This is a genomic window from Acinetobacter sp. V89_4, from assembly GCF_029967875.1.
Classification (GTDB): Bacteria; Pseudomonadota; Gammaproteobacteria; order Pseudomonadales; family Moraxellaceae; genus Acinetobacter; species Acinetobacter oleivorans.
In genome coordinates this window covers 359,387-385,035 of record NZ_JASCAI010000028.1, presented here as the reverse complement: position 1 = coordinate 385,035, position 25,649 = coordinate 359,387, and the positions used below count along the sequence as shown (strand labels likewise).

General features: G+C 35.7%; 22 protein-coding genes. 13 read left to right on the top strand and 9 right to left on the bottom strand.

Annotation, left to right across the window (positions count from 1 at the left end; translation table 11 throughout):
- Positions 1-28: 28 nt before the first annotated feature.
- Entirely contained in the window at positions 29-943 is a 915-nt protein-coding gene (locus QLG01_RS13495) for an alpha/beta hydrolase (protein WP_282496688.1), read from the top strand.
- A gap of 106 nt (positions 944-1,049) precedes the next feature.
- Here the strand turns inward: QLG01_RS13495 and QLG01_RS13490 are convergent, their stop codons facing one another.
- The 5 genes from QLG01_RS13490 to QLG01_RS13470 all read right to left on the bottom strand — a co-directional run bounded on the left by QLG01_RS13490 (position 1,050) and on the right by QLG01_RS13470 (position 9,573).
- Positions 1,050-2,354, bottom strand: a complete 1,305-nt coding sequence (locus QLG01_RS13490; RefSeq protein WP_282496915.1) for an MFS transporter — start codon at positions 2,352-2,354, stop codon at positions 1,050-1,052.
- A 191-nt stretch (positions 2,355-2,545) separates the two neighbouring features.
- The gene (locus QLG01_RS13485) at positions 2,546-3,100 is read right to left on the bottom strand and encodes a TetR/AcrR family transcriptional regulator (RefSeq protein WP_282496687.1); all 555 of its coding nucleotides are present in this window, start codon (positions 3,098-3,100) and stop codon (positions 2,546-2,548) included.
- Between the two features lie 696 nt (positions 3,101-3,796).
- Positions 3,797-5,197, bottom strand: coding sequence for a multidrug efflux RND transporter AdeABC outer membrane channel subunit AdeC (gene adeC / locus QLG01_RS13480; protein WP_013197864.1), 1,401 nt, complete (start codon positions 5,195-5,197; stop codon positions 3,797-3,799).
- Positions 5,198-5,275: 78 nt separating this feature from the next.
- Positions 5,276-8,386, bottom strand: coding sequence for a multidrug efflux RND transporter permease subunit AdeB (gene adeB, locus QLG01_RS13475; RefSeq protein WP_013197863.1), 3,111 nt, complete (start codon positions 8,384-8,386; stop codon positions 5,276-5,278).
- Complete coding sequence (locus tag QLG01_RS13470) at positions 8,383-9,573, bottom strand: AdeA/AdeI family multidrug efflux RND transporter periplasmic adaptor subunit (RefSeq protein ID WP_192837024.1); 1,191 nt, start codon at positions 9,571-9,573, stop codon at positions 8,383-8,385. Before QLG01_RS13470 ends, adeB begins: the two co-directional genes overlap by 4 nt.
- Before the next feature lie 144 nt (positions 9,574-9,717).
- Between QLG01_RS13470 and adeR the strand changes: the two genes are divergently transcribed.
- Positions 9,718-10,461, top strand: coding sequence for an efflux system response regulator transcription factor AdeR (adeR, locus tag QLG01_RS13465; RefSeq protein WP_191900826.1), 744 nt, complete (start codon positions 9,718-9,720; stop codon positions 10,459-10,461).
- Positions 10,462-10,492: 31 nt separating this feature from the next.
- Entirely contained in the window at positions 10,493-11,563 is a 1,071-nt protein-coding gene (gene adeS, locus QLG01_RS13460; protein ID WP_282496686.1) for a two-component sensor histidine kinase AdeS, read from the top strand.
- An 18-nt stretch (positions 11,564-11,581) separates the two neighbouring features.
- Here the strand turns inward: adeS and QLG01_RS13455 are convergent, their stop codons facing one another.
- The gene (locus tag QLG01_RS13455; RefSeq protein WP_005305407.1) at positions 11,582-11,989 is read right to left on the bottom strand and encodes a hypothetical protein; all 408 of its coding nucleotides are present in this window, start codon (positions 11,987-11,989) and stop codon (positions 11,582-11,584) included.
- A 217-nt stretch (positions 11,990-12,206) separates the two neighbouring features.
- On the opposite strand from QLG01_RS13455, the gene QLG01_RS13450 reads away from it, so the two are divergent.
- The 4 genes from QLG01_RS13450 (at position 12,207) to QLG01_RS13435 (ending at position 15,140) form a co-directional block, all read left to right on the top strand.
- Positions 12,207-13,100 (top strand): LysR family transcriptional regulator, encoded by an 894-nt coding sequence (locus tag QLG01_RS13450; protein ID WP_002050117.1) that lies wholly within the window; start codon positions 12,207-12,209, stop codon positions 13,098-13,100.
- Positions 13,101-13,203: 103 nt separating this feature from the next.
- Positions 13,204-13,608 (top strand): DoxX family protein, encoded by a 405-nt coding sequence (locus tag QLG01_RS13445; RefSeq protein WP_005305413.1) that lies wholly within the window; start codon positions 13,204-13,206, stop codon positions 13,606-13,608.
- 75 nt (positions 13,609-13,683) lie between these two features.
- The gene (locus QLG01_RS13440) at positions 13,684-14,283 is read left to right on the top strand and encodes a dienelactone hydrolase family protein (RefSeq protein ID WP_282496685.1); all 600 of its coding nucleotides are present in this window, start codon (positions 13,684-13,686) and stop codon (positions 14,281-14,283) included.
- 92 nt (positions 14,284-14,375) lie between these two features.
- Positions 14,376-15,140: an isochorismatase family protein gene (locus tag QLG01_RS13435; RefSeq protein WP_174724500.1), complete on the top strand. Its 765-nt coding sequence runs from the start codon at positions 14,376-14,378 to the stop codon at positions 15,138-15,140.
- Positions 15,141-15,207: 67 nt separating this feature from the next.
- Here QLG01_RS13435 and QLG01_RS13430 read toward each other — a convergent pair whose 3' ends face one another.
- The gene (locus QLG01_RS13430) at positions 15,208-16,980 is read right to left on the bottom strand and encodes an amidohydrolase (protein WP_282496684.1); all 1,773 of its coding nucleotides are present in this window, start codon (positions 16,978-16,980) and stop codon (positions 15,208-15,210) included.
- 522 nt (positions 16,981-17,502) lie between these two features.
- On the opposite strand from QLG01_RS13430, the gene adeT1 reads away from it, so the two are divergent.
- The 4 genes from adeT1 to QLG01_RS13410 all read left to right on the top strand — a co-directional run bounded on the left by adeT1 (position 17,503) and on the right by QLG01_RS13410 (position 20,902).
- Positions 17,503-18,498: a putative multidrug efflux protein AdeT1 gene (gene adeT1, locus QLG01_RS13425; protein WP_282496683.1), complete on the top strand. Its 996-nt coding sequence runs from the start codon at positions 17,503-17,505 to the stop codon at positions 18,496-18,498.
- Between the two features lie 242 nt (positions 18,499-18,740).
- Positions 18,741-19,058, top strand: coding sequence for a hypothetical protein (locus tag QLG01_RS13420; protein WP_282496682.1), 318 nt, complete (start codon positions 18,741-18,743; stop codon positions 19,056-19,058).
- A gap of 40 nt (positions 19,059-19,098) precedes the next feature.
- Entirely contained in the window at positions 19,099-20,166 is a 1,068-nt protein-coding gene (locus tag QLG01_RS13415; RefSeq protein WP_282496681.1) for a SagB/ThcOx family dehydrogenase, read from the top strand.
- Positions 20,156-20,902, top strand: coding sequence for a hypothetical protein (locus tag QLG01_RS13410; protein WP_282496680.1), 747 nt, complete (start codon positions 20,156-20,158; stop codon positions 20,900-20,902). The genes QLG01_RS13415 and QLG01_RS13410 overlap by 11 nt, the downstream gene beginning before the upstream one ends.
- Positions 20,903-21,126: 224 nt before the next feature.
- On the opposite strand, the gene QLG01_RS13405 is transcribed toward QLG01_RS13410, so the two are convergent.
- Positions 21,127-21,645 carry a GNAT family N-acetyltransferase gene (locus QLG01_RS13405; protein WP_282496679.1) on the bottom strand — a complete coding sequence of 173 codons (519 nt, stop codon included), beginning with the start codon at positions 21,643-21,645 and terminating at the stop codon, positions 21,127-21,129.
- A gap of 188 nt (positions 21,646-21,833) precedes the next feature.
- On the opposite strand from QLG01_RS13405, the gene QLG01_RS13400 reads away from it, so the two are divergent.
- Complete coding sequence (locus QLG01_RS13400) at positions 21,834-23,771, top strand: ATP-binding protein (protein WP_282496678.1); 1,938 nt, start codon at positions 21,834-21,836, stop codon at positions 23,769-23,771.
- 69 nt (positions 23,772-23,840) lie between these two features.
- Here QLG01_RS13400 and QLG01_RS13395 read toward each other — a convergent pair whose 3' ends face one another.
- On the bottom strand, positions 23,841-24,389 hold the full coding sequence (locus QLG01_RS13395) for a TetR/AcrR family transcriptional regulator (RefSeq protein WP_282496677.1): 549 nt from the start codon (positions 24,387-24,389) through the stop codon (positions 23,841-23,843).
- An 805-nt stretch (positions 24,390-25,194) separates the two neighbouring features.
- On the opposite strand from QLG01_RS13395, the gene QLG01_RS13390 reads away from it, so the two are divergent.
- On the top strand, positions 25,195-25,635 hold the full coding sequence (locus QLG01_RS13390) for an HD domain-containing protein (protein ID WP_282496676.1): 441 nt from the start codon (positions 25,195-25,197) through the stop codon (positions 25,633-25,635).
- Positions 25,636-25,649 lie beyond the last annotated feature (14 nt).

The following is a 25,649-nucleotide window of genomic DNA, read 5'->3' as shown; positions in this document are numbered from 1 at the left end:
AAGAGACTAAATATATTAGGTAAACATTATGGAAAATATTAAATTTACCAGTAAAGGAATTACATGTTCGGCTTGGTATATCCCGACCACATCCGATAAGTACAAAAGCTCTCGAGGGCGCCCCTGCATTATCATGGGAAATGGCTTCGGAGGTACAAAAGATACAGGGTTATTACATTTTGCAGAGCCATTTAGCAAAGCAGGCTTTGATACATTTATATTCGATTATCGTAGTTTTGGGGAGTCTAGCGGTTTTCCAAGACAGAATGTGTCCTATAAAAATCAACGTGAAGACTATCATGCAGCAATTGCAGCTGTGCGAAGCTTACCCAATGTAGATCGAAACCGTATCGCACTTTGGGGCACGTCTTATTCTGGTGGACACGTAATGGTCGTTGCAGCTCAAGATCCAAAAATCTCAGCTGTAATATCAATGAATCCAGCTACAGATGGGCTAGCTGCACTTACCCAGATCTTACGTTACGGCGGGCTTAAGCAGTTAACAGTTGCCGTGGCTCACGGTTTAAAAGACTTAGCCCGCTCACTGTTAGGTCAAGAAGCACATGTTATTCCAATTGTTGGGCAACCTGGCACGGCAGCCATGATTAGTACACCGGGAGCAGAAACTTCCTATAAATCGATGGCTGGACCAACGTGGCGTAACGAAGTATGTGCCCGTACAGCTTTAGAAGTTGCAAGAAATCGACCGATTAATTTCGCTCGTCAAATAAAGTGTCCTTTACTAGTACAAGTTGGTTCAAATGATCAAGTTGCTCCACCTGAAGCTGCACGCAAGTCCGCTAATTTAGCAAGTGGTAAAGTTGAATTAGCGGAATACCCAATCGATCATTTTGATTTTTACAGCGGAACATGGCAAACAAAACTATTAGATGAACAAATCAACTTTTTAGCAAAAGTTTTAAGCCATCCAAAGGCGAAATAAAATTTTATAGTCATCAATAAACATATGAAAATAAGCTGATTAGGAATCTATCTAATCAGCTTATTTGAAGCCATTATCTCCATAACTTTTATGTATATAGTTAATCTTATGATCGGTACTTGGCCTGAATCATCAGCATGATAATAACGAACAACGAAGGTATTGCCGCAATCACAAATAAATGGGTAATGACAAGAAATTGAGAAAGATAACCACCAAATAACGGCCCAATGACCGAACCCAAACGGGCAATCCCAATACTCCAGCCCACCCCAGTGGTACGAAGTGAAACTGGGTAATAACTCGCAGACAGCGCATTAATAGCAGGTTGCCCACCAACAATCGCAAAGCCCGCAATAAAAATGATGACAAATAATAAAACAATATGGCTAACAGCATAGCCAATTAAAGCAACACTAATCACTGCAACTAAAAAAACAGGAATTAATACTTTATAAAACCCAGTCTTATCGATTTTAAGGCCCATCACGATACTACCAATCGTACCGCCCAATTGTAGAGTAGAGCCGATCATGAGTGCCTGATTTAATGACAGCCCTGACTCTTTAGACAAAGTCGGTAGCCAGTTCGCCAGAAAATAGAGACTGATCATATTTAAAATACTGATGATCCAGATGGAATAGGTAAAAAACGCACGCTTATTTTTAAATAACTCAAGCGGTGACTTCTTAACCTGAACTTCAGTCGTATTGATGATTTTCATCTCTGAATTAAATGTTAATGCAGGATAAAACTTCTTTAACCAAAACAAAATCTTGGGCGTATTTTTACTATTTTCACTTAAAAAATATAAAGACTCTGGTAACTTAAAGAACGTGATAAAGAAAATAATTAAAGGAACAATACCGCCAAAATAGAAAATCGCCTGCCATCCTCCCCAAGGAACTAACAAGGCTGATATGCCTCCCCCCAACATTGCCCCGACCGTATAGCCACAAGAAATGACCATCATGGTGAAAATACGAGATTTATATGGAACAATTTCGGAGCTATAAGCCATGACATTTGGCATGATACCTCCTAAAAAAATTCCTGTAACAAAGCGGATTGCAGTCAATTGCTCAATATTGCCAACATGTGGTGTTACCAGCATCAATATGGAGAACATAAAGGTTGAGATCAGTAATATGGGACGGCGTCCAAAACGATCAGAAAGTGAACTTAATAAAAATGATCCAACAAACAAACCAAATAAGCTGGCGCTAAACACAACGCCTAGCATGGTTTTATGAACGCCCCATTCTTCTATAATCATTGGGGCTGCGTAAGCCATGGACTGAATGTCATACCCATCCATAATCATTAGTAATAAACAGGTGAACAAAATAAATTTCTGATAACGCCCAACTTTCTGCTGATTGATCAGATCACTTAATGCAACTTCTTTCATGGTCATCCTTTCTCCATGTTGCGCTTTCAATTATTTTCATTTTAATTACGTTATTCGTAATTAATTTATGAATAACGTAAAACAAAATAACAATATTCTCCCCCAAAAGTCAAAACATTAACTTTTTCGGCTGATCGCACAGCGCTCATGATTTACTCATCACACCATATTTTTAAATTATTCTTTTATATTCAAATGCTTGTTTTAAAAAACTGCTCTAGGATGACATTTATCTCTTCCAAACTATTGGAACTTAGAAATTGCATCATCAAGCCATCGATTAGGTTTAACACCATTTGGGCATCGGGTTTTATTGCACAAGTTTCTAGACTAAAAATCAGATCAAAAATCTCATGAAGTAGCCATTTTCGATATTCAATCGCCATGCGGTAACCCTGCGAATAAACGAGTTTAATTTCAAATATGGCTTTGAGTAATAAGTGGTACAGGTTATTAGAACAGACATGTAAGCGCACAATTTCTTTGAGTTTATCGCTTGAAGTGTAGTAACGGTTTGAGTAAATAATTGACAGTACTTCTTCTTTAAGGAGTCTCTTTTGAAAGGCAATACACATTTCAATCAGGCGCTCTTTTGAGGCAAAGTAATTATAAAAAGTGGTTTTGGTTATTTCAGATTCTTTCACAATCAGGTCTATTCCCGCTGTGTGAAAACCATGGCTGGTAAATAAGCGTATCGCCGTACGAATAACCTGTAATTTTTTGGAAGAGATTTCTAAATTTGACATAGTTTTACCGTTATAAATTCTTGTTGTTTCTAAAAGAGATACTTTTCTGAGAGAAAAAAGGCATAGCAAAGCCGTAAGACTGTGCTTGGCACATCTCAAGTTTTATTGTTGATGCAAATTTTTTGAGCCGTAATGACTTAAAGCCTGAAAACCTTTTGGTGATCAAGCTGCTTTAAATTTTTAAGTTGTGTCGTTATAGCTTTTGGCAAGGACTGCCAAGAAATAATGAATGTGCAAAGCCAACTCCTTCTATTGGGAGTTCTGCCAGACATTTTAAATTATGGTGGCAGAACGGAAGAGGGTTAGCAGACTAGTAATAACTCAAACTAGCACACCCGTAGGTGTCCCTCTCCCGTCCTACCGCTACGGGAGGGAACGAGTAGTTCACCACACAAGGCTGTTCCTCAGAAGGAATGGCTCTGATGCGGGAGTTATTATGCGGTCTGCTAAAACCGACTGGCAATGTGGCCAGCAGGCAAATGGTAATCTTCAAAAATTAAGGTGTCAATGTGAAATTGGCTATAAATTATTTAATTAATTATTGTTTTTCATTTAATTACATAATTAAGGAAAGTCTTAAGTAAAATTGAATAATCATTTTGTTTTTTAAGTTTTCTAGTTGAAGATACTCTTTTTTCATTTGCGCTGATTTAAGAGATTGGAACAAGCTTCAACTAGAAATATGAATTACAATTATTATGATTCTTTAGATAATCCCCCTCCTAAAACTTTATAAATTTCAATTTGGTTATTTAATTTGACCTGTTCAAGTGCCAGTAAGCCTTGCTGTGCTGCGTACGCAGAACGTTGTGCATCTAAAACCGTAAAATAACTATCAACTCCAGCTTTATAACGTGCCATTGAGAGTTTATATGTTGCGGATGTGGCAGAAACTAAACGGCGCTGAGCATCTAAGCGTTCTTCAATATGTGCATGGGTAGCAAGCGCATCATTCACTTCTTTAAAGGCTGTTTGAATAGACTTTTCATATTCTGATAAAGCAACTTTTTGGTCTATTTCAGCAATTTTAATACCCGCCTTTCTTGTTCCCCAATCAAAAATTGGTAGATCAATGCTTGGACCAACTGACCATGCAAAATTACCCGACTTAAATAAATCTTTAAGTTCAGTAGATGCATAACCCGTAGAACCAGTAAGGCTTATGGTTGGGAACATTCGAGCCTTCGCAGCACCAATGTTTGCACCTGCCGCTCGCAACCCATATTCAGCCGCTTTAATATCTGGACGATGATTTAACAAATCACTTGGTAAACCCGCTGCAAAATTCTTCTCAAGGGTAATATTTTTAATTGAATCGCTTGGAAGTAAGTTTTCAGGAATAGGAGAACCTGCTAACAAATCTAGTAGATTTTTTGCCTGTAGAATTTGAGTCTTATAAGTTGCGACATCATTTCTAGCAGTCTCTACAGAAATTTGTGCTTGTTTTAGTGGCACTTCACTGTCAATACCAACATCAAAGCGCTTCTTGTTTAGGTTATAAGCATCGACTTGCGCTTTTAAAGTCTGCTCAGCAAGATTTAAATTGGCTTGTGCAAAAGCATAATTTAACCAGACCTGCGTGATGTTACTGATTAGACCAATTTGTACAGCTTCTTTCGCGCTTTGAGTTGCAAGATAGTTATTTAATGCTGCATCCTTTAAATTTTGAACACGACCCCAAAAGTCTAGCTCATAGGCAGTCATTCCTAAGCCCACTTGAAATGTAGAAACTGGGTTATTGGGGTTAATAGATGGGCTAACCTGCCGCACTGCATTTCCAGTTATCCCAATAGTCGGGAGCTGGCTATTTTTTGTGATTTGATATTGTTGCTGTACACGCTCAATATTAAGCGTAGCAGTCCGTAAATCCCGATTATTGTTTAGCCCTATTTCAATGACCTGTAATAATTTAGGGTCAGAAATAAACTCTTTATAACTTTTCTCCGCAATGGTGGTTCCTGAGGAATTCTGAGCAAAATTTTGAGGAATATGAGAAATCGCTGTCGGCTGTGGTGCTTGCATATTTACACATGCGACGAGTGCAACAGAAAGTGCAGAAACAACGAGTCCACGAGATACGATTGCCACTTTCGACATAGTATTCTCCAAATAATAAAATGAGTTGAGCATAGGACGCATCAGAGGAAATGGAGTATTTCCCCTGACGCATTTAACTTAAGATGAGATTTTTTTCTTAGATGAAAATAGCTTTTCTACGGCGCCCAAAATGAAGATGAAGAACACGGGAACAAAGAAAATAGCTAGAATCGTTGCCGAGATCATGCCCCCAAATACACCAGTACCTAAAGCATGTTGAGTCTCAGAACTTGCACCTGTTGCAATGACTAGAGGAATTACACCGCATGTAAAAGCAAGAGAAGTCATCAAGATTGGTCGTAAACGAAGTTTGGCTGCTGCAACTGTGGCTTCAATCAAACTCATGCCTTCTTCTTTTAGCATCTTCGCAAACTCAACAATCAAGATGGCGTTCTTTGCGGATAGACCAATAATCGTAATGAGTCCAATTTTGAAGAAGACGTCATTCATTAGACCTCTCGACATAATGGCAATGATTGCACCGAAAATACCAAGTGGCACAACCAACATCACAGAAAGTGGAATCGCCCAGCTTTCATAGAGTGCAGCCAACACTAGAAACACCACTAACATTGATAAACCAAGTAAAAAGGCCATTTGAGATTCAGACTGCTTTTCTTGTAGAGAAATGCCTGTCCATTCAAAACCAATGCCTTTAGGCAACTTAGCAATCAACTGTTCCATTTCACGCATCGCCTCACCCGAAGATGTATCGAAGTTAGGAATGCCGGCAATACTTAAAGATGGTCGTCCGTTATAACGATTATATTGTTGCGGTGCTTTGTTCCATTGAGGTGTTACCACTTCAGACAAAGAAACCAATTGACCACTCGAACCCATCACTTTTAAGTTCAAGATATCTTTGAGTTGCATACGTGATTTAGCTTCAACTTGTACAATCACTTGTTGCATACGACCCTGATTAGGGAAATCATTGATATACATTGACCCCATTGAGGTTGAAATGATGTCTGAAACGTCTGAGAATTTAACACCCAGGGTATTAAGCTTTTCACGGTCAATTTTTAAAGAAATATTGTCGCCTTGTGGTAAACCCTCATTCCAAACCATATAGAACTTTTTATTCTTGGCAGCCATCTGCATAAGTTGGTCTTGGGCAGCCAATAATGCAGGCATACCTAAGTTTGCACGATCTTGTAAACGTAAACTAAAGCCTGAGAATGTACCCAGTTCATCAATAGCAGGTGGAAGTACCGCCATTGTTTCCCCTTCCGAACTGTTCGCCATTGATGCATTGACTGCATTTGTCATTTCAGTTGCCGAAGAAGTACGTTCTTTGAAATCTTTTAAAGTCGTGAAAGCAACACCTACGTTTTGTCCTGCACCACTAAATCCCCATCCCATAATCGTCGTATTACTTTTGACATCGGGTTTGTCTTTAAGCGAATTTTCAAATTCATTCACTACATTTCGAGTACGTTCTGCCGTTGCATCTGATGGTAATTGGAAAGACGTCATAAACCAGCCTTGATCTTCCTCTGGCATAAATGCTGTTGGCCAATACTTCATTCCTGCAAAAGTAATGCCTGTAATCACCACAAAGATCATCATGACCGGAACAGTATGTTTGATGATTTTAAGTAGCATCAATTCATACTTTTTCGTCACTTTGTCAAAGCTACGGTCAAACCATGCAAAGAAGCCTTTCTTCTGATGATGACCATCAATTGGTTTTAAAATGGTTGCACAAAGTGCAGGTGTTAAAATGAGTGCCAATAAAGCCGAGAATAAAATAGACACCGACATGGTCAGCGTAAATTGTTTATAAATGATCCCGACCGAACCACTCGCAAAAGCCATTGGCAAAAACACAGCAGACAAGACTAAGGTAATACCAATAATAGGACTGGTAATCTCTTTCATTGCCTTAGATGTTGCTTCTTTAGGATTTAATCCTTCAGTCGCCATAATCCTTTCGACGTTTTCAACGACGACAATCGCATCGTCGACAATAATACCGATGGCGAGCACCATACCGAACATGGTGAGTACGTTAATCGAAAACCCGGCAAGCAGCATCACGGTAAAAGTACCGAGCAAAGCAATAGGTGCAACAATGGCTGGAATGAGCGTATAGCGTACATTGTGTAAGAACAAATACATCACAATGAAAACCAGAACCATCGCTTCAAGTAATGTATGAATTACCTTTTCAATTGAAATTTTAACAAACGGCGCGGTGTCGTAAGGAATACTAAACTGCATGCCTTCTGGTAAGTTCAACTTTAATTCTTCAATTTTTGCTCTAACACCTTCTGCTGTTTTTACGGCGTTAGCGCCCGGGCTTAACTGGATTGCGGCAGCGGTAGCCGGTTTACCATTTTCTAAAATAGCAAAGTTGTAGGCTTGTGATCCGATTTCAACATTTGCGACATCTGACAGACGAATTACACTTCCGTTGGTTTTGCTTTTTAAGCTGATATTCCTAAATTGCTCTACGCTTGATAGCTGACCTTGCGCTGACAATGGAATCGTAATCAGTTGACCTTTATTTGCAGGTAAATCACCTAGGCGCCCCGGTGCAATTTCAACATTATTTTCACGAATTGCATTGTTTACATCACTAATTGATAAACCATAAGAAACCAATTTATTTGGATCGACCCAAATGCGTAGAGCCTTCTCTGCACCGAAAGATTGGACTTTACCAACGCCTTCAACACGCTTTAGTTCTTCTACGACATTTCGAACCAGATAATCACTTAAATCTACTTCTGAATATTGGCCATTAGGAGAGTTAATACCCACCAGCATCAAGAAACCCGAAGATGATGCTTCAACCTGTAAACCTTGCTGCCGCACAATCTGTGGTAAGCGTGCTTCAACAGCCTTGATTTTATTCTGGACATCGACCTGAGCCATTTCGACATCTGTACCCGGTTTAAAGGTGGCAGAAATTTCTGCTGTGCCCGAAGTATCGGTTGTCGCACTATAGTAAAGTAGGTTTTTTACACCCGATAACTCTCGCTCAATTAAAGTGACAACACTATCGTTAATGGTCTTTGCTGTTGCTCCCGGATAAGTCGCACTAATGTTTACTTGAGGAGGCGCTACACTAGGGAAACGAGCAATCGGCAATTTTGGAATACTCAGTAACCCAAACAATATGATAAATATCGCGATCACCCATGCAAAAACAGGACGTCGAATAAAAAATTGAGACATCATGGTTGAGCTCCTTGATTTGTAGAAGGTTTTGTTTCTACATTTGAAGCACTATTTTCTGATGCAGGCTTTTTCCACGTCGTCATTGCAAGTTTTTGATTTGGCTGGATACGCTCCATACCTTCAACAACGACTTTATCACCGACTTTTAAGCCTTTATTGGCGATATAGTACTGTTCATATTGCTGTCCAATTTCAATAGGACGAATTTCAGCCGAACCTTTTGCATTGATCACATAGACCTGAGGCTCACCATTGATATTGCGCTGAATCGCTTGAGCTGGAACTAACAAGGCTTGTGGAATAGAAGCTCGGTCAATATTGACTCGCACATACATACCCGGAAGTAGTTTTCTCTCGGTATTATTCACTTCAATACGGAAAGTCACATCACCTGTTTCAGGGTCAACATTAATATCTTCAAACAACATCTTTGCTGTGACGTTATATTCCTGTCCGTGGCTATTAGAAATACGAACCGTTTTTTCACTGTTTGCAGATAACTCACCAGTTTTTAAAGCCGCTTGTAGACGCTCGTATTCACTAATTGATTGTTTTACATCGACGTAGACTCTATCAATCTGTTGGATTGTGGCCATGGTATTCGCATCACCTTGACCAACCAATGCGCCTTCAGTGACAAAAGATTGCCCAATACGACCAGAAATCGGCGCTCGAACAGTTGCATATTGCAGATTCAAATTTTGTCTGGTGAGCAATGCTTTCATTTGCGCAACATCAGCGAGAGCCTGACGATATTGAGCTTGAGCATTACTCACTTCTTGCTTACTAATTGCATTACTTGGTAAGAGCTGCTCATAGCGATCTAATTGAACTTTCAGTCTCGCAACCTCTGCCTCAGCTTTGTTAAGTGAAGCTCTATTGCTATTTACATCTGCTTCAAAGGTTTCAGAATTAATTTTATATAAAGCTTGGCCTGCTCTAACTTCACTACCTTGTTTAAATAAAACTCTTTCAATAATTCCTCCGACTTGCGGTCGAATTTCAGCAGTACGGAATGCTTGTACGCGTGCAGGAAGATTTTCACTAAAATTAACTGATTGCGATTGAATGCTTAATACACTTACTTTCGCTGGTGCTGGCTCAGCTTGAGCCGTTTCTTGTGAACCACACCCCTGTAATATCAGCCCAATAGATAAAAATAAAGGAAGTAAAAGATGCTTTTGCATACTGTCCAAACCAAGTGAGTTTTCGATGCTGACATTATTTTTGATGAGTGTGTAGCAATCGTCACTAAAGTGTGGAGTAAGTGTGGAGAAGTACCAATAATTTAGCGTATGATGAGTTGAAGCATTTTATATAGCCCGTTTTCTATGTTTGATCGTTCTTTTTCTTTTGATTGTCACGATAAAGTTATCCTCGTTGTAGAAGATGATTACGACATTGGCGACATTATTGAAAATTATTTGAAACGTGAAGGAATGGTTGTTATTCGTGCTATGAATGGAAAGCAAGCCATTGAATTGCACTCTAGCCAACCCATTGATTTAATTTTACTTGATATTAAATTACCCGAGCTCAACGGCTGGGAAGTGTTAAATAAAATACGTCAAAAAGCTCAGACCCCAGTGATTATGCTAACGGCGCTAGATCAAGATATTGATAAGGTCATGGCATTACGAGTTGGTGCAGATGACTTTGTTGTTAAACCATTTAACCCAAATGAAGTGATCGCTAGAGTTCAGGCAGTCTTAAGACGTACTCAATTAACAAACAAGCCATTTAACAAAAATAAGGTCTACAAAGATATTGAAATTGATACAGATACGCATAGTGTTTATCTGCATGCTCAAAATAAGAAAATATTGCTTAATCTCACCCTGACTGAATATAAAATTATTTCCTTCATGATTGATCAGCCCCACAAAGTTTTTACACGTGGTGAACTTATGAATCAGTGCATGAACGATAGCGATGCTCTAGAACGGACTGTAGATAGCCATGTGAGTAAGCTTAGAAAAAAACTAGAAGAACAAGGAATACTCCACATGTTAGTTAATGTGCGTGGCGTAGGATATCGACTCGATAATCCGCTAGCTGTAAAAGATGATGTCTAAATAATATTAAAAATATGGCTAGGGAATTTTTATGAAAAGTAAGTTAGGAATCAGTAAGCAGCTTTTTATTGCTTTCAGTATTGTTAATTTAAGCGTTACCCTGTTTTCAGTTTTATTAGGTTATTTCATTTATAACTTTGCCATCGAAAAAGGTTGGCTGACTTTAGATACCCTACAAGAGGATTGGACAGAATTTCATTTCATAGATTGGATTTGGATGTCTGCCGTCATTTTCTGTGGTTGTCTTATTTCACTTGTGATTGGCATGCATCTCGCAAAACGTTTTATTCTACCCATTAATTTCTTAGCCGAAGCAGCCAAAAAAATTAGTCAGGGTGATCTCTCTGCTAGAGCTTACGACAACAGAATTCACTCGGCTGAAATGTCTGAGCTTTTACATAATTTTAATGATATGGCTCAAAAACTAGAAGTTTCTGTGGAAAATGCACAGGTTTGGAATGCTGCCATCGCTCATGAATTAAGAACTCCAATCACCATTTTACAAGGCCGCCTGCAAGGCATCATCGACGGCGTTTTTAAGCCTGATGAAATTCTATTTAAAAGTCTTTTAAATCAAGTTGAAGGTTTATCTCATTTAGTAGAAGACTTACGAACAATAAGTTTAGTTGAGAATCAACAGTTAAGATTAAATTATGAGTTATTAGATTTTAAGTCTGTGATTGAAAAAGTTCTCAAGGCCTTTGAAGACCGCCTAGAACAAGCAAACTTAAAGCCAGAACTTGATTTAACCACTACTCCTGTATTTTGTGACCGTCGCCGTATTGAGCAAGTTTTAATTGCGTTAATTGATAATGCTATTCGTTATTCAAATGCAGGAAAACTTAAGATCTCTTCAGAAGTGGTCTCAGAAAACTGGATATTAAAAATTGAAGATGAAGGCCCCGGCATTGCAACTGAGTTCCAAGATGATCTATTTAAACCCTTTTTTAGATTAGAAGAGTCAAGAAATAAAGAGTTTGGTGGTACAGGCTTAGGATTAGCTGTTGTACATGCGATTGTGGTTGCGCTTAAAGGTTCTATTCACTATAGCAATCATGGCTCAAAAAGCACTTTCACCATAAAAATTTTGATGGATAAGTAAAAACGCTGAGTTATAAAATTATTCTTCACTTTCTTTTACTCTTCTACGAATTTCTTCACGCCATTTTGTGGCATTTTCTTGTTGCTTATTCAATAAAACACCCAGCATAAAGGCTGTAGCTGCGGCTCCAATTAAGGCAATGCCAGTTTCATAAATAATATCTATAACAAACTCTAATACGCCTTCAGATAGGAAATCTAAGGTGCCAGAAAACTTAAGAAATTTAGCTATGGCAACCACGATAACACCCAATAAAGCACCAGCCCACAAGAATATTTTATGAATGTTTAGAGGAGCTGTGACTTGATCGATCTGATCGGGATATTTTCGATAGTACTCAATTTCATCCTCCGTCACTTCAGAGTTGGACTTAAATAACAATTTAATAAAGAGCTTATCTTGGTCGAGTTTTGAGTTTTTCTTCATAGATGTTATGTATGATAAATCTTCTAAGGTTTCATGTTACTCATTTTTTCTTTACTGAGTAAAAGTTTTTAAACGTTCTCTATATTTAAAATAATTTATAGCGTTACTCTCACGTTTTAATTTTACCTAGTTAACTTATCCAAATTTTTTATGCTAAAACTACGATTACTAATTTAAGTAAAAATAAATCTATATGAATAGACTTGAATGTAATCGCATGTTTATTTCGATCATTGAGCAAGGAAGTTTTGTTAAAGCTGCCGAAAATTTAAATACAAGCGTCGCACAAGCATCCAAGCTTATTTCAAAACTAGAGAACGAATTAGGCGTACAGCTTCTAAAAAGATCGACACGCTCATTGAAGCCAACAGAACTCGGATTAGCTTATTACCACCGAATTAAGCAACTTATGGCAGAGTTTGATGAAATTGAAATTAGTATTAAAAATCAATCTCGCGCCCCAGTCGGTAAACTAAAAATAAGTGCTCCTAACTCTTTCGGAACAGTGCAATTAAGTAAAACACTGGTTAACTTTGCCCAGAAATATAGTCAAATTGAATTAGACGTGAGCTTTACTGACCGTACGGTGAATGTAATTGAAGAAGGATTTGATATCGCCATTCGAATTGGAGAGCTTAAAGATAATAATTTAATTGCGACTCCATTATCTCAAATTAGATTTGTATTGGTCGCATCTCCCCTATACTTAGAAAAATTTGGCTATCCTCAAAGTCTACAAGACCTAGAATCTCATTCCTGCATCATAGATACAAACTTTAAAGATCCGTATGAATGGGCTTTTTTTGAAAAATCACCTTCGAATGTATTACATACAATCAATGTAAATGGTCGGATTCATTTTGCGAATACAGAAGCCTGTTTAGCTGCAACCATAGCAGGACTTGGCATCGCCAGATTACCCATGTTTATTTTAAAAGATGCACTTATCGATAAAAAGATTATTCCTATTTTAGAAAACTATGAATTACCGCGAAGAGGTCTCTATGCGGTTTACCCACCAGCAAAACACCTAGCCAACAAGGTGAGAACTCTAATTGATTATTTAAAAGAGCAATATGCGTACCCTGCCGAATGGGAAATTTACGAGTAATTATTTCCAAAATAGAAATAAATATTCAATTTCAGCCTACTTAATCACTTAAAAAATCAACAGTAGTATGTATTCATCAAGTTAATTCTCATCGAGACATACAATGAATACATCAAACACCGCTCCTTATGCGGCATTATTACTCCGTATAACCTTAGCGCTTTATTTCTTTGCCCATGCTGGTCTTAAACTATTTGTATTTACACCAGCAGGTACAGCACAATTTTTCCAATCTGTTGGAGTTCCGGGATGGATGGCATATGTGACTATTCTCTGGGAGATTTTAGGAGCAATATTATTATTCGTTGGTTTTAAACCTCGAATTGTTGCCATTGCACTAATTCCTGTCTTATTGGGTGCAATATTTACTGTACATGGTGCTGCCGGTTTCTTTTTTACAAACCCTAATGGTGGCTGGGAATTCCCATTTATGTGGATTATTTCTTTAGTTGCTCTCGCACTCATTGGTGATGGACCGTTTTCTCTAAGTAAATCTTTTAAAAACTAAGCTCGTTAATAGATGAGATGCCATTGTATGAATGGCATCTAAACACCAAATATTCAGCTCATTCAGGATATTAAAATGAAAGATCTATTTATAATTTTATTACACGGCGTCGGTAGTAATGGTGAAGACTTAGAAGCAGTTGGAGAATTTTTTAAAGCCAATCATTCTAATTTGAATTTTGTCGCACCCAATGCTCCTTTTAGCTTTATGAACAGTAAAGAGGCCTATCAGTGGTTTAGCATCGCTGGGGTTAATGAGGAGAATCGCTTTAGTCGCATTAAAGAAGCCAGAACTCAGTTTGACCAAAAAATCCAAGAGATCCTTACCCAAAACCAATTAGAAAACCACCTAGATAAAGTCGTTTTTTTAGGATTTTCTCAAGGTGCAATAATGGCTTTAGATGCGGTCGTTTCAGGGCGTTGGCCTATTGCTGGGCTGATTAGCATCGCTGGAAGATTAGCAAGCCCAATCAATAATGAAATTAATAAAAACACGAAAGTTTTATTAATTCATGGTGAGTCAGACACCGTTATTTCTCCAACTGAAAGCCAAAGTACATATCAACAAATGCGTGCAGCAAACTTAAATGTTGAGTTGAATATTTTACCCGCTACAGGACATACCATTTCGCATTCAGCGTTTCAGTTAAGCCTTGATTTTTTAAACACTATTTAATCCATTTGGCCTAAACATCCAAATCAGAACTTAGATCTTCCTAAATCTAAGTTCCGTACTTTCTCGTCTCAAATTATTCTTCGGAGTTAAAAATGACTACATCAATCCGTGCAGAAGATATTATCAGCCCCATTACTGATACTATAAAAGCGAATAAAAACTCACCAAAAGAAGCAAAAAATCTAGGTTTATTTGCTTACGATAAACCAACCCCAGAAAATACAGTTTTATTACTTATTGATCATCAAGTTGGTTTAATGGCTAGCGTTCGTGATACGTCAAGCCTCGCTGAATTAAAAAGTAATGTTCTTGGTTTAGCACGTACAGCCAAAGCTCTTAATATTCCAACACTCATTACATCATCAAACGCACAATGGCAAAACGGCGACACTCTCCCAGAAATTAAATCATTGTTTCCTAATAATTCAATTTATCGACGTACAGGGATCATTAATGCATACGAAGACCCGACTTTTCGTAGAGCACTTATTAATTTACTAGAAGCAACAGGTCGAACCCATATTATTATTGCAGGCGTAACCATTGGTACTTGCTGTACTTTCCCAACACTATCGCTATTAAATGATGGATATAAAGTCTACCCAGTCATTGATGCATGTGGAGCATGGAATCAATATGAAGTTCAGGCCGCTACATTACGCATGGCAAATGCCGGTGCAGAACCCGTAACGACCTTTAGTCTAGCTTGTGAATTACAGGCTGACTGGAAAAAGCCTTCAGCAGATCAAATGCTTGAGCCTTTCAAAGAGAACTTATCGGAATATGGGTTTGTACTACAAAACTTCTGGGATAATGTAGGTACCCCAGCAGTTGAAGATCCTTTTAAAATCAAATAACTGATTTTACTTAGCTTTGTATCTTTGATTTTTAGATAAATCTATAGATACAAAGCTTTCTAGCTTATTACCGCTGATAAACTTTCTTCCCATTAAAAATGGTCCACACCACTTTTGTTTCAGCCAACTGTTCAGGCGAAACGTTAAAAATATCTCTATCTACTAAAATCATATCGGCCTTTTTGCCCGGCTCGAGCGTACCAATGCTTTTATCTAAATAAAGCGCTTTCGCTGAATTAATCGTATAAGCCTTAAAGACTGTATCTCGATCAATGGCTTCTGCTGGGTTTAAAACTTCGCCTTCACTTCCTTTTCGTGTAATTGCAGTCGCCATGGCGACAAAAGGATTGGCTGTTGAAACTGGTGCATCACTTGCTCCTGCAATGGTTGCGCCGTTAATTAACAACGAATGTGCAGGATACATGCCCTTATAAGAAGTTGCATCGATATAAGGTTTTACCAGTTCTTTGTTAAAGCTGTCTTCATAGGCCCATGCCAATTGCATCGATGCAATCACATTATTTTGTTTAAAGCGCTTATAGTCGTTAGGGTCAACGAGTTGTAGATGGGTAATGCTATGAGGGACGTTGCTCTGACGCTTTGAGCGAGCATACTCAAAGGCATTTAAAGATTCCTGTACAGCTCTATCACCAACAGCATGAATATGAACAATCATATTTCGCTTATCTGCTTCAGCAACAACCAACTTAAACGTATTTGGGTCAAATAACAAAGTCCCTTGCTTGTTACTATTAGAGTACCGACCAAGTAATGCAGCCGATTGGGCTGGAATCTCTAATACACCATCCGCAAAGACTTTCACACCGACTAAATTAAAGTTATCTATGTTTTTATATTTGCTATTGATTGACTCAATGATGTTAAAAACTTGAGGTGTACTTTTTGAGTTAATGACATGTAAACCAGAAACTCGTGCTGTTAACTCTCCTTTTTGAGATAATTCTTTATACATTGGAATCATCCCTAGGGTTTCCTCTGTATTTTTAATATTGGTAATTCCTTTATTTGGACTGGCGTTTGCAGCGATATCCATCCATGCCGTGAGACCCAAACTGTTATAGTATTTGACTGCTTCTTTCGAGCCTTTATAAAGCAGATCATGTGATACAGATGGAATTTTATCACTCACCATATCCCAGCCAGAGTCAATCACAAATCCAGTGGGTTCAAAGTTTTCATTATGTGCAACATTTTGCTGGTCATTTAGGCTTAATTGCTGAATGAAGTTTGCATCTATACCAGCTTTCTTTAGGAGTGCTTGGTTTGCCCAAGCTGTATGATGGTCACTACCGACTAAAGCAATAGGACGATCTTTCCATTCATTATTATTAAATACATTTGAGAGTTGGTCAGCTAATTCCCAATATTCTGACGATAGACCATTTAAAAATAGAACATCTCCAGCAACACCCGTACCATCCAGACTCGATTGTCTAAGTTTTGCTTCCACTTTAGAAATATCTATGGTTGTATCGCCGCTATCTATAGTTGCTAATACTGCCTCTACACCAGAAGCTAAAGCATGAATATGACTATCAATTAAACCTGGCATTAAAACCTTGTTATCAAGGTCAAAAACTTGTGTATTGCTATCTGCAATTTTTTTAATTTCTTCGTTACTACCCACTTTTATAATTGTTCCATCATGGGCAACGGCGATTGCTTGCTGAAAAGAGTCTTTATCTTTAGCGGTATAAATTTTTCCATTAACATAAATACTTTCAGCACCAATATTGTCGGCACTATCATTGTCTGTACATCCTAAGTTTATAAAGAGCAAACCTAGGCAGAGTGCTAAAAATCCTTTTTTAAATCTCATATTTAACTCCCAAAAATAATTTAAATTCTAATAATCGTTTTCCAATCTTCTTGTTGATATGTTTACATCCAGTCTTTGAGCACTTAGGTCTATCCATCGACTACGGTTTGCTTATCATTGATACATTTAGATAGTTCAATGCGATGCTTTGCACTACTCGCTAGAATCTCTATTTCACTGTTTGGTAGGCCTGTTAGTCTTGAGCCCATAATTGCAATTTTTGTTTTTAAGATTTCCATAAATTAATCTCCATTCGGTAATGGATAAACTAATTTTTAAGTTTATTTAAGGATATAAAAAGAATAGAGAAAATACCGCTTTATGAGATTTTTGTCCGTTAATCGGACAAAAAATATTCTAAAAATAATCGTTATTCTGGTTTTATAGTGATGAACTAGAATGGCTTCCTGAGTCAAAACTGTCTTTTGACTTTTTCCCTTAAAATTTTTGTTTAAATGTCATATCTAATCTAACTACGACTTATAAAATAATTTTTATAATTTAAATAATGGATAACTAAATATGGATCGTTTTAAAATTATTTTATTTATTACAAGTACATGTTTAACAACAACTCTTTATGCAAAACAACAAGTCGTCTGCGTTTTTGACCCCATTGGTAAATCGGGAGATGCTTTCGCTTTAGCCAAAGACTATGCACTTGAAGCCAAAAATTGGGGAGCTGATCTATCTTTAAAAGCGTATGTTGATGAACGCGTTGCGGCTGAAGATTTAAAAGTTGGAAAATGTGATGGCGCTATTATTAGTGGCTTACGTGGCCGTCAGTTTAATAAATACACAGGATCTTTAGATGCTGTTGGCGCATTAACAAATATGAAAACGGCAATTAATGCCTATAAGCTGTTGTCTTCACCAATGGCCGCAAAAAATATGGTTGTAGGTCCTTACGAAATTGCAGGTTTAGGAACAATTGGCCCTGCATATTTGTTTGTTAATGATAGAAGTATCAATACACTCGCTAAAGCTGCTGGTAAAAAAATTGGGGTATTTAAATACGATGAAGCCCAACCCAAGCTTGTTCAACATGTCGGAGGTCAGGCTGTATCTGTAGACGTGACCAATGCTGGTGCGAAGTTTAATAATCATGAAATTGATATTGTGCCCGCTCCTATTGTGGCATTTAAACCTTTTGAACTACACAAAGGTTTGGGGGAGAAAGGAGCAATCATTCGTTTTCCTTTGACTCAAATTTCAGCAAATTTTATTATTCGTAAAGATCAGTTTCCAGCAGGTTTTGGGCAAAAGTCGCGGACTTGGGTAGCCAGCCAACTAAATAGAACCTTTGGTATTATTGCTAAATATGAAAGTGATATTCCTTCAAAGTATTGGATGGATATTCCTAAAAATGAACAAGTAAATTATATGAAAATGATGCGTGAGGCACGTATACAGCTAACAAAAGCAGGTATTTACGACCCTAAAATGATGAATTTTTTGAAAAAAGTAAGATGTAAAGAAAACCCAAGTAATTTTGAATGTGCGTTAAATGATGAATAAACACTCAAAACATATGGACATCTTATTTGAAGTATTTATATAAGTGTTATGAGGAATAATGAGACAGAATTTTCCTCTATGTTCTATATTAAATTTAAATAAATTAAGTGAAACTTATTTTAAATTTATATAGGAAAGTTAATTTAAAATGTAACTATCGATGTACAAGGGAAATAAGTGTATTGCAACTTAAAATTAATTATAGTATTTATATATCATAAAAACACAAAAGGAATTTTATTATGTTAAAAATAATTCAATTAGAAGATATATGGTATGCACAAGATAATAATCAATTATTACGATGCAATAATGTTTTAAGTGGTGCAATAAATGAATGGAATATCGTAGAAAAACTTCCTCGTCCTATTTTTTTTCAATTAGCAGCAGAATTTGGAGATGCTTTATCTAATGTAAAAATTGATGAAACTTCTCTAACTAATTCTGATAAATCAATGTTAACTCCCAATAATGTAACAGAAGTAAAACTTGAAAATATATTAGGTTCTGATAAATATGTAACTTACCATTGCGCAATAACTACTGCAAAAATAAGTTAGAATATATTTTAGAAAAGTTTTTTATTGAGTTGGCATTTACATGGAATTAGTAGTTAATGAAGATGTATTTTTTTTGTTTATAAATGACTCTTATTTTGCATGGAACTATAAGAGTCATAAACAACATAAATTAAGTTTAATAGCTATAAATGTTATAGCTGATTTTAGTTTACAAAAAAATTATCCATCTGTTGTTGAAGAATTGATTTCTGTTAATATTTTAATATCTAAAAAGACAAGTAAAACACATTGGAAGTGGGATGTATTATCAAAAATATTTCATTTTGGAACATTGCGGTATTCAAATTCTAATTTTGAGAAAAATGCAAAAGATTTATCAAAGGGATATGTTGAGTATTGTAACTCAATTATAGAGAAAATACCTTTAGATTGTTTTGATATTTGTTATGGACAAACTAAATATGAAACACTTGAAAAAAATTTTCCTGAATTCGATTTATTAAAAAAGATTTTGGAAAATAGACATACTAATAGAACATTTACGAACAAAAATATACCATTTGATAAAATTTCTTTAATTCTCAATTATACGTTTGGTTATCGAGACCACGATAAAAGGGAATATGAGAAAAAAGGACTTCACACACCGACTAAGAGAAGAACTTCATCATCTGGGGGATCTCTACAGAGTTGTGAAGGGTATTTAATTAGTATGAACATAGATGGGATTGAACCGGGTGTTTACCACTTTAGATCAAATCAAAGAAATTTAGGAAAAATTAGTTCTATTCCTTTGGAATTTAGTTTTGGTTCTTTATGCGGGGGACAATATTTTGCTGATAATTTAAATGCAGCAATAGTGATTACTTGTAGATTTGATAAATTAATGTGGAAATATCAACATTCACATTCTTATAGAGTGGCTCTATTAGATGCTGGTCATTTATCTCAAACAATTCAACTTATTGCTAGTGTTTTAGATATTCGGACTTGGGTAACAGCAGCTTTTTATGATGATATATTACTGAATTTACTTCAGCTAGATGAAGAGCTAATGGAATATCCTCTAATAATTTTAGGGCTAGGTACAGGTCCTAAAAATCCTTTTGATGCTAATTTAGAGGATATATTTGTAAATGAATGCTAAAGACTTAAAAAAAAATGAAGGTGTTCTATTATCTGAATTAATTAATTCTTATAAGAGAAAAAATCTAAATTTCACAAAAACTATTCAAACTGATAAAAATAACATTATTAAAGTTTATCAAGATATTTTATCACCTAAAAGTATTAGAGAATTATCAATTTTCGTTAATAAACTTTTTGCTTTTAAGGTAAATACATCTTTTTGGTGTGAAGCAAACAAAGAATCTGAATGTTGGGAAAATTTTTTTTCAAAAATTGCTAGTGTAATAGAAATTAAAGATATAAGTGGCGTAGAGTGGTGGGTTAGAAACCGCCCTATTCATGAATCAATGAATTTTCATTTCGATAAAGACGAGAGTCTTTATAATTTAACAGGAAAAGTAAAAGTTCCTAGATTATCAACTGTTTTATATCTCAGCTCTTGTTCTTCTTATACATTAGTGTCAAACCAAATGGTTGATGAAAAAGGAGCTGTTATACCCTCTTTCCCTACCTCTATTACTATAGTTGATTGCGAAATTAATAAGCTTTTATGTTTTTCAGGAAATCTAAGTCACGCAGTACAGGGAATTAAAGAAAATGGTAAAAGGATAACTTTAATTATGAATTGGTGGTGTAATTATATTCCTTTAAATATTCCGAATAGTCCTGATATAGTAAAATTTCCTTTACTTGAGATTGGTAGTGTTAAATTAGGTAATACATATACACTTCAAGGTGAACTTTTTAAATATTAAATATTTAGTTTTATTTCTATATTTAGTAATCTAGATTTAGTCAGCTATATAACTTTAAAATAAACACAGTTCTAGTTAAATGGGAACCGCATGTATTGGAAAATAAAAGTAGAAAGTGTTCTACATTTTTTTATGAACCGTTCACCACCCTATAGTTCATATCTTAAAAATACTGATATTATATGACCTCCTTTTATCTTGCTACAAATACCTTATCCTCCCCCTCAATCAAGCTTTTTATAATAAATCGCTGTGCTGTCATAGTTCCCATTTGAACTTAATGCAAAACTTGGAATGACACCGACATGAACAAATCCAATTTTGCTATATAACAGCTCGGACACATCGCCTTCACGTGTATCTAATACGAGTAAACGTAAATCCTTTTCTCGTGAAAAATTTTCTAGTTCATTCATTAGTAATGTTGCTATTCCTTGTTTTCTTGCTGTTGTCAGAACCATGAGTTTTTCAACTTCTGCTCTATGAACGCCGTTCTTTTTACTTACCAAAGACAATTGAACACTACCTACAATTTTTCCTTTTTGTATAGCAATCCATAGACGGCTATTACCTTGTGCTAATTTATGGTTGACCTCACGCCAATAATTTAAGACATCGTTCTTTTCTACGGGAGCTAAGAAACCTATAGAAGCTCCGCTATTGATAGAATCCTCTAACAATAGCGATAAGCCTTCTTCATAATCGCCAATTTCATTGATCTCTAAAATTTCAATATTTTTCATATTTTTTCTCGAAGTTATTTGAATAAAATTTACTAGAATGGTTCTCAATCCTTAATTAGATTTAACATGTGTAGAAAGGACAGCTTTAAATTAAGCAATTTTCTCATCATTGTTAACATTTTTATAGATTAATATTCTAAATCTACAAGATTAATGGTAACTTAGCCAATAAATTTCAGAGTTTTAAAATGGATAAAAAACTATATTACTGGGCAGATGATTTAGAGCAATATTCTTCTGATAATGAAGAAGATTATAGCGAAATTATTGAAATAAAGCGTCTAAATTTTTTTATTGGTAAGAATAATTCTGGGAAAAGTCGTTTTATTAGAAATTTATTTATTTCTAATTATCCAAGTAATTTTTTTAATAATATTGAAATAATAAAAAATCTAAAAAGATTGCAAGATTTTTTGTTGATTAAAGATTTTTCTGCTCATACTGAAAGATTAACAGAGTTAGAAAAACTTGTTAAAGATTTTTTTGTAGACTCTAAAAATGGAATTTCTGATCAACTTATATACTACACATCAAGAATAGATCAAGTATTAGCTAGATTACCCTTAAATTATCGTTCAGAAGCTAATTATAAAGATATTAACTTCAATCGAGATGATATAGATAAATTAAATGAGCTTTTTCAAGATAAGTTTTATATTCCCACTTTAAGAGGTATGCGACCTGTAACAGATATAAATAATAAGCAACCTTATATAGAGCGTGCCCAAAGGGATTACTTTAAAGATAGTTCTAAATTTAATGCTAAAAATATTATTACAGGAGAATGTTTATATCATGAGTTAAAAGTCCACTTACTTGGTAAACCAGAACAACGTGAACTTATCAAAAAATATGAAGAAAAGTTAAGTCAATATTTTTTTGACAATGAAATAGTTACTTTAATTCCAATGTTTGGAAAAGATGAGAATGGAAATGAAAATGATGTAGTTCATATTAAAATTGGTGATGAAGAACAATTTCCAATTTATAAATTAGGAGATGGTTTACAACAAGTTATCATTATGACCTATGAGGCTTTTATTAAAAAAGATAAGACTCATGCTTTTTTTATAGAAGAACCTGAACTACACATGCACGCAGGAATGGTGCGTCAGTTAATGAATTTCTACCTAAATGAAACATCTCATTATTATTTCTTTACTACCCATTCTAATCACTTACTAGATATGGTAGATGAATCAGATCAAGTCACAATTCAAAAAATTATCAAAGAATTAGATGATAAGAGGTTTTTGTTCAAAATTTATAATTGTGACAAAGACCATGAATTATTAACTTCTTTAGGAGTTCGCCCCTCATCTGTTTATCTAGCCAATTGCACAATTTGGATCGAAGGTGTTACTGATAGAATGTATTTATCTAAGTTAATGGATAAATATTTAAAAGAAATTGAACTATTTGAACCTGAAAAATATAAAAAATATAAAAGCTTTATGCCTAATTTTCATTATACATTTATCGAATATGCAGGTGGAAATATTACACACTGGAGTTTTATTGACGATTATCCGTCAAAAGAAGCGGCTCTAGAATTTCTTGAACACAATAAAGGCCTTACTGCCAAAGCTATTTCTAAAAACATTTTATTATTGGCTGATGGAGATAATGAAGGAAAAGCAGAAAGATTACAAGAATGGGAATCTGAGTTAAAACCAGAGAATGTATATATTCTCCCTTGTAAAGAAATAGAAAATACATTGGACTCATCGATAATTCATAAGGCATGTTTGATAAAGTTTCAAGGAATAAATAAAACAAAGGATCAAATCACATTAAACGATGAAACCATTATCAATCTAAATCATAGAGGATTTACTAAAGATACTTCTAATTTTGATATTGATCAATTGAATTCTTCTACTAATTTTATAAGTAATGAAGGTATCGGAAAAATTATTGATGAGATTATTATCAAAGATAAGAACTTATTACTTCAATCAAATCCACCTCGCTTATTTTCAGATGCTTCTGGTACAATTGATGATAAAGTCGGTTTTTGTGAAATATGCAAAATTTTAATGACTTACGAGGATTGGGTGCTCACCGAACCTGCAAAAGAACTTTGCGAAAAGATCTTTGAACATATTGAAGACTGCAATACTTAATTTCTTCTCAGTAAAGCACCTAAACTTACATTCTTAAAAGGGTATTATAAAATAGCTATAATAATACCCTCACCCCATCCCCCTCAAAAACACCTCAACCATTCTTTCATCAACCTCACCCAAACTTAAACGCTGAATGACGGCGCCTTCGATAAGATATAAAAATAGTTTCGCATCAGTGAAAGAAACATCGGGGTTAAGTGCTCTAAGCTGGCTATATATTTCATTGATGAGCCATACTCTGTAACGCACGGCGGTTTGATAGGCTTTTGGATGAGTCAGTTTTGTTTCAAAAATGGCTTTAAATAACAGGTAATACAGCCCGTCTAGGTCTGTGTGTAAAAGATAGAGCTTTTTGAGTTTGTCGATTGGGTTTGTGTCATGGTCATATTCGACCACTGAGACCACTTTTTCTTTTAATCGTTCTTTTTGCACAATCAGGCAAATTTCAATCAGCCGCTCTTTAGAGTGAAAGTAGTTATAAAAAGTTGCTTTGGGTACTTCACACTCTTTCACAAGTCTGTCGATGCCGACCAGATGAAATCCGTTGTAGTGAAATAACTCAATTGCCTTATTTACGACTTTTAATGCACGTGTTGGGAGAACTAAATGTGGCATATTTTTACCGTTATAAAATTATTGTTGTATATAAATGAGATATAAAAGCCGCTACCTCTTGGGAGAAAAAAGGCATAGCAAAGCCGTAAAGACTGTGCTCAGCACATCTCAAGTTTTAATTGTCTAAGTTTTAAGTAATAACGAGCTAAAGCCTGAAAAAGCCTTACGGCGATCAAGCTGCGTTAAATGTTTTAAGCTGTGTTGTTATAGCTTTTGGCAAAGGTTGCCAAGAAATAATGGATGCGCAAAGCCAACTCCTTATATAGGGAGTTCTGCCAAGACATTAGAATTATGGTGGCAGAACGGAAGAGGGTTGACAGACTGGTACGACGCCAGCACACCCGAGGGTGTCCCTCTCCCGTCCTACCGCTACGGGAGGGAACGAGGAGCTTACACATAAGACTATTCCTCAGAAGAAATAATCCTGATGCGGTCGTATTGCAGTCTGCGACAACCGACTGGCAATGTAGGCCAGCCCGCAAATGGTAATCTTCAATATTTGAGGTTTTAATGTGAAATTGGCTAGAAATTATTTAATTAGTTATTATTTTTCATTTAATTAGATAATTAAGGAAATTCTTAAGTAATATTTTTAATCTACCCTTATATCATTAAGTTAAAGTTTAAAATTTCAAAAACTTAAAGTCTGAATTGTCCTGTTTCAACTAAACATGAATACATAAAAAGAGACTCTACTGTTATTAAGAGATGTTTTTAAGAGTCCCTATCCAGTATAAAATTATGACTTAAGCGACCTATCTCACAAATTAGGCCGTGTCATATACTTAAAGTGATAAGAGCAAAAATGACTCAAAATAAAGTTGAACTCGCAGAGAAATTGTCAAAAGAATCGCATCAAGGTCAAAAGTATGGTCCTCATGATTACTTTGATTACCATATTAAAGGTGTGGTCAACTCATTAATTGAGCACCAATTTTCAGAAGTCTATATTATTACAGCCCTTCTACACGATAGCGTTGAAGACACACTTCTTACCCTAGACAAAATCGAAAGTTTATTTGGCAAAGAAGTCCGTGATGCCGTTGATGCATTAACTAAACGGGAAACTGAAACACGCGAAGAATATTTAATGCGTTGTAGTTCGAATCCGATCGCTCGAGTTGTGAAACTTCATGATGCAGCCTTTAATGCGCATAACTCGCATAAGGACAATAATCACTCACGTGTAGATTATTACCTTCAAACCATGTTAATTGTTTCAACAGCCCAAGATAGGTTGGAATGAAAAGACAACGAAAT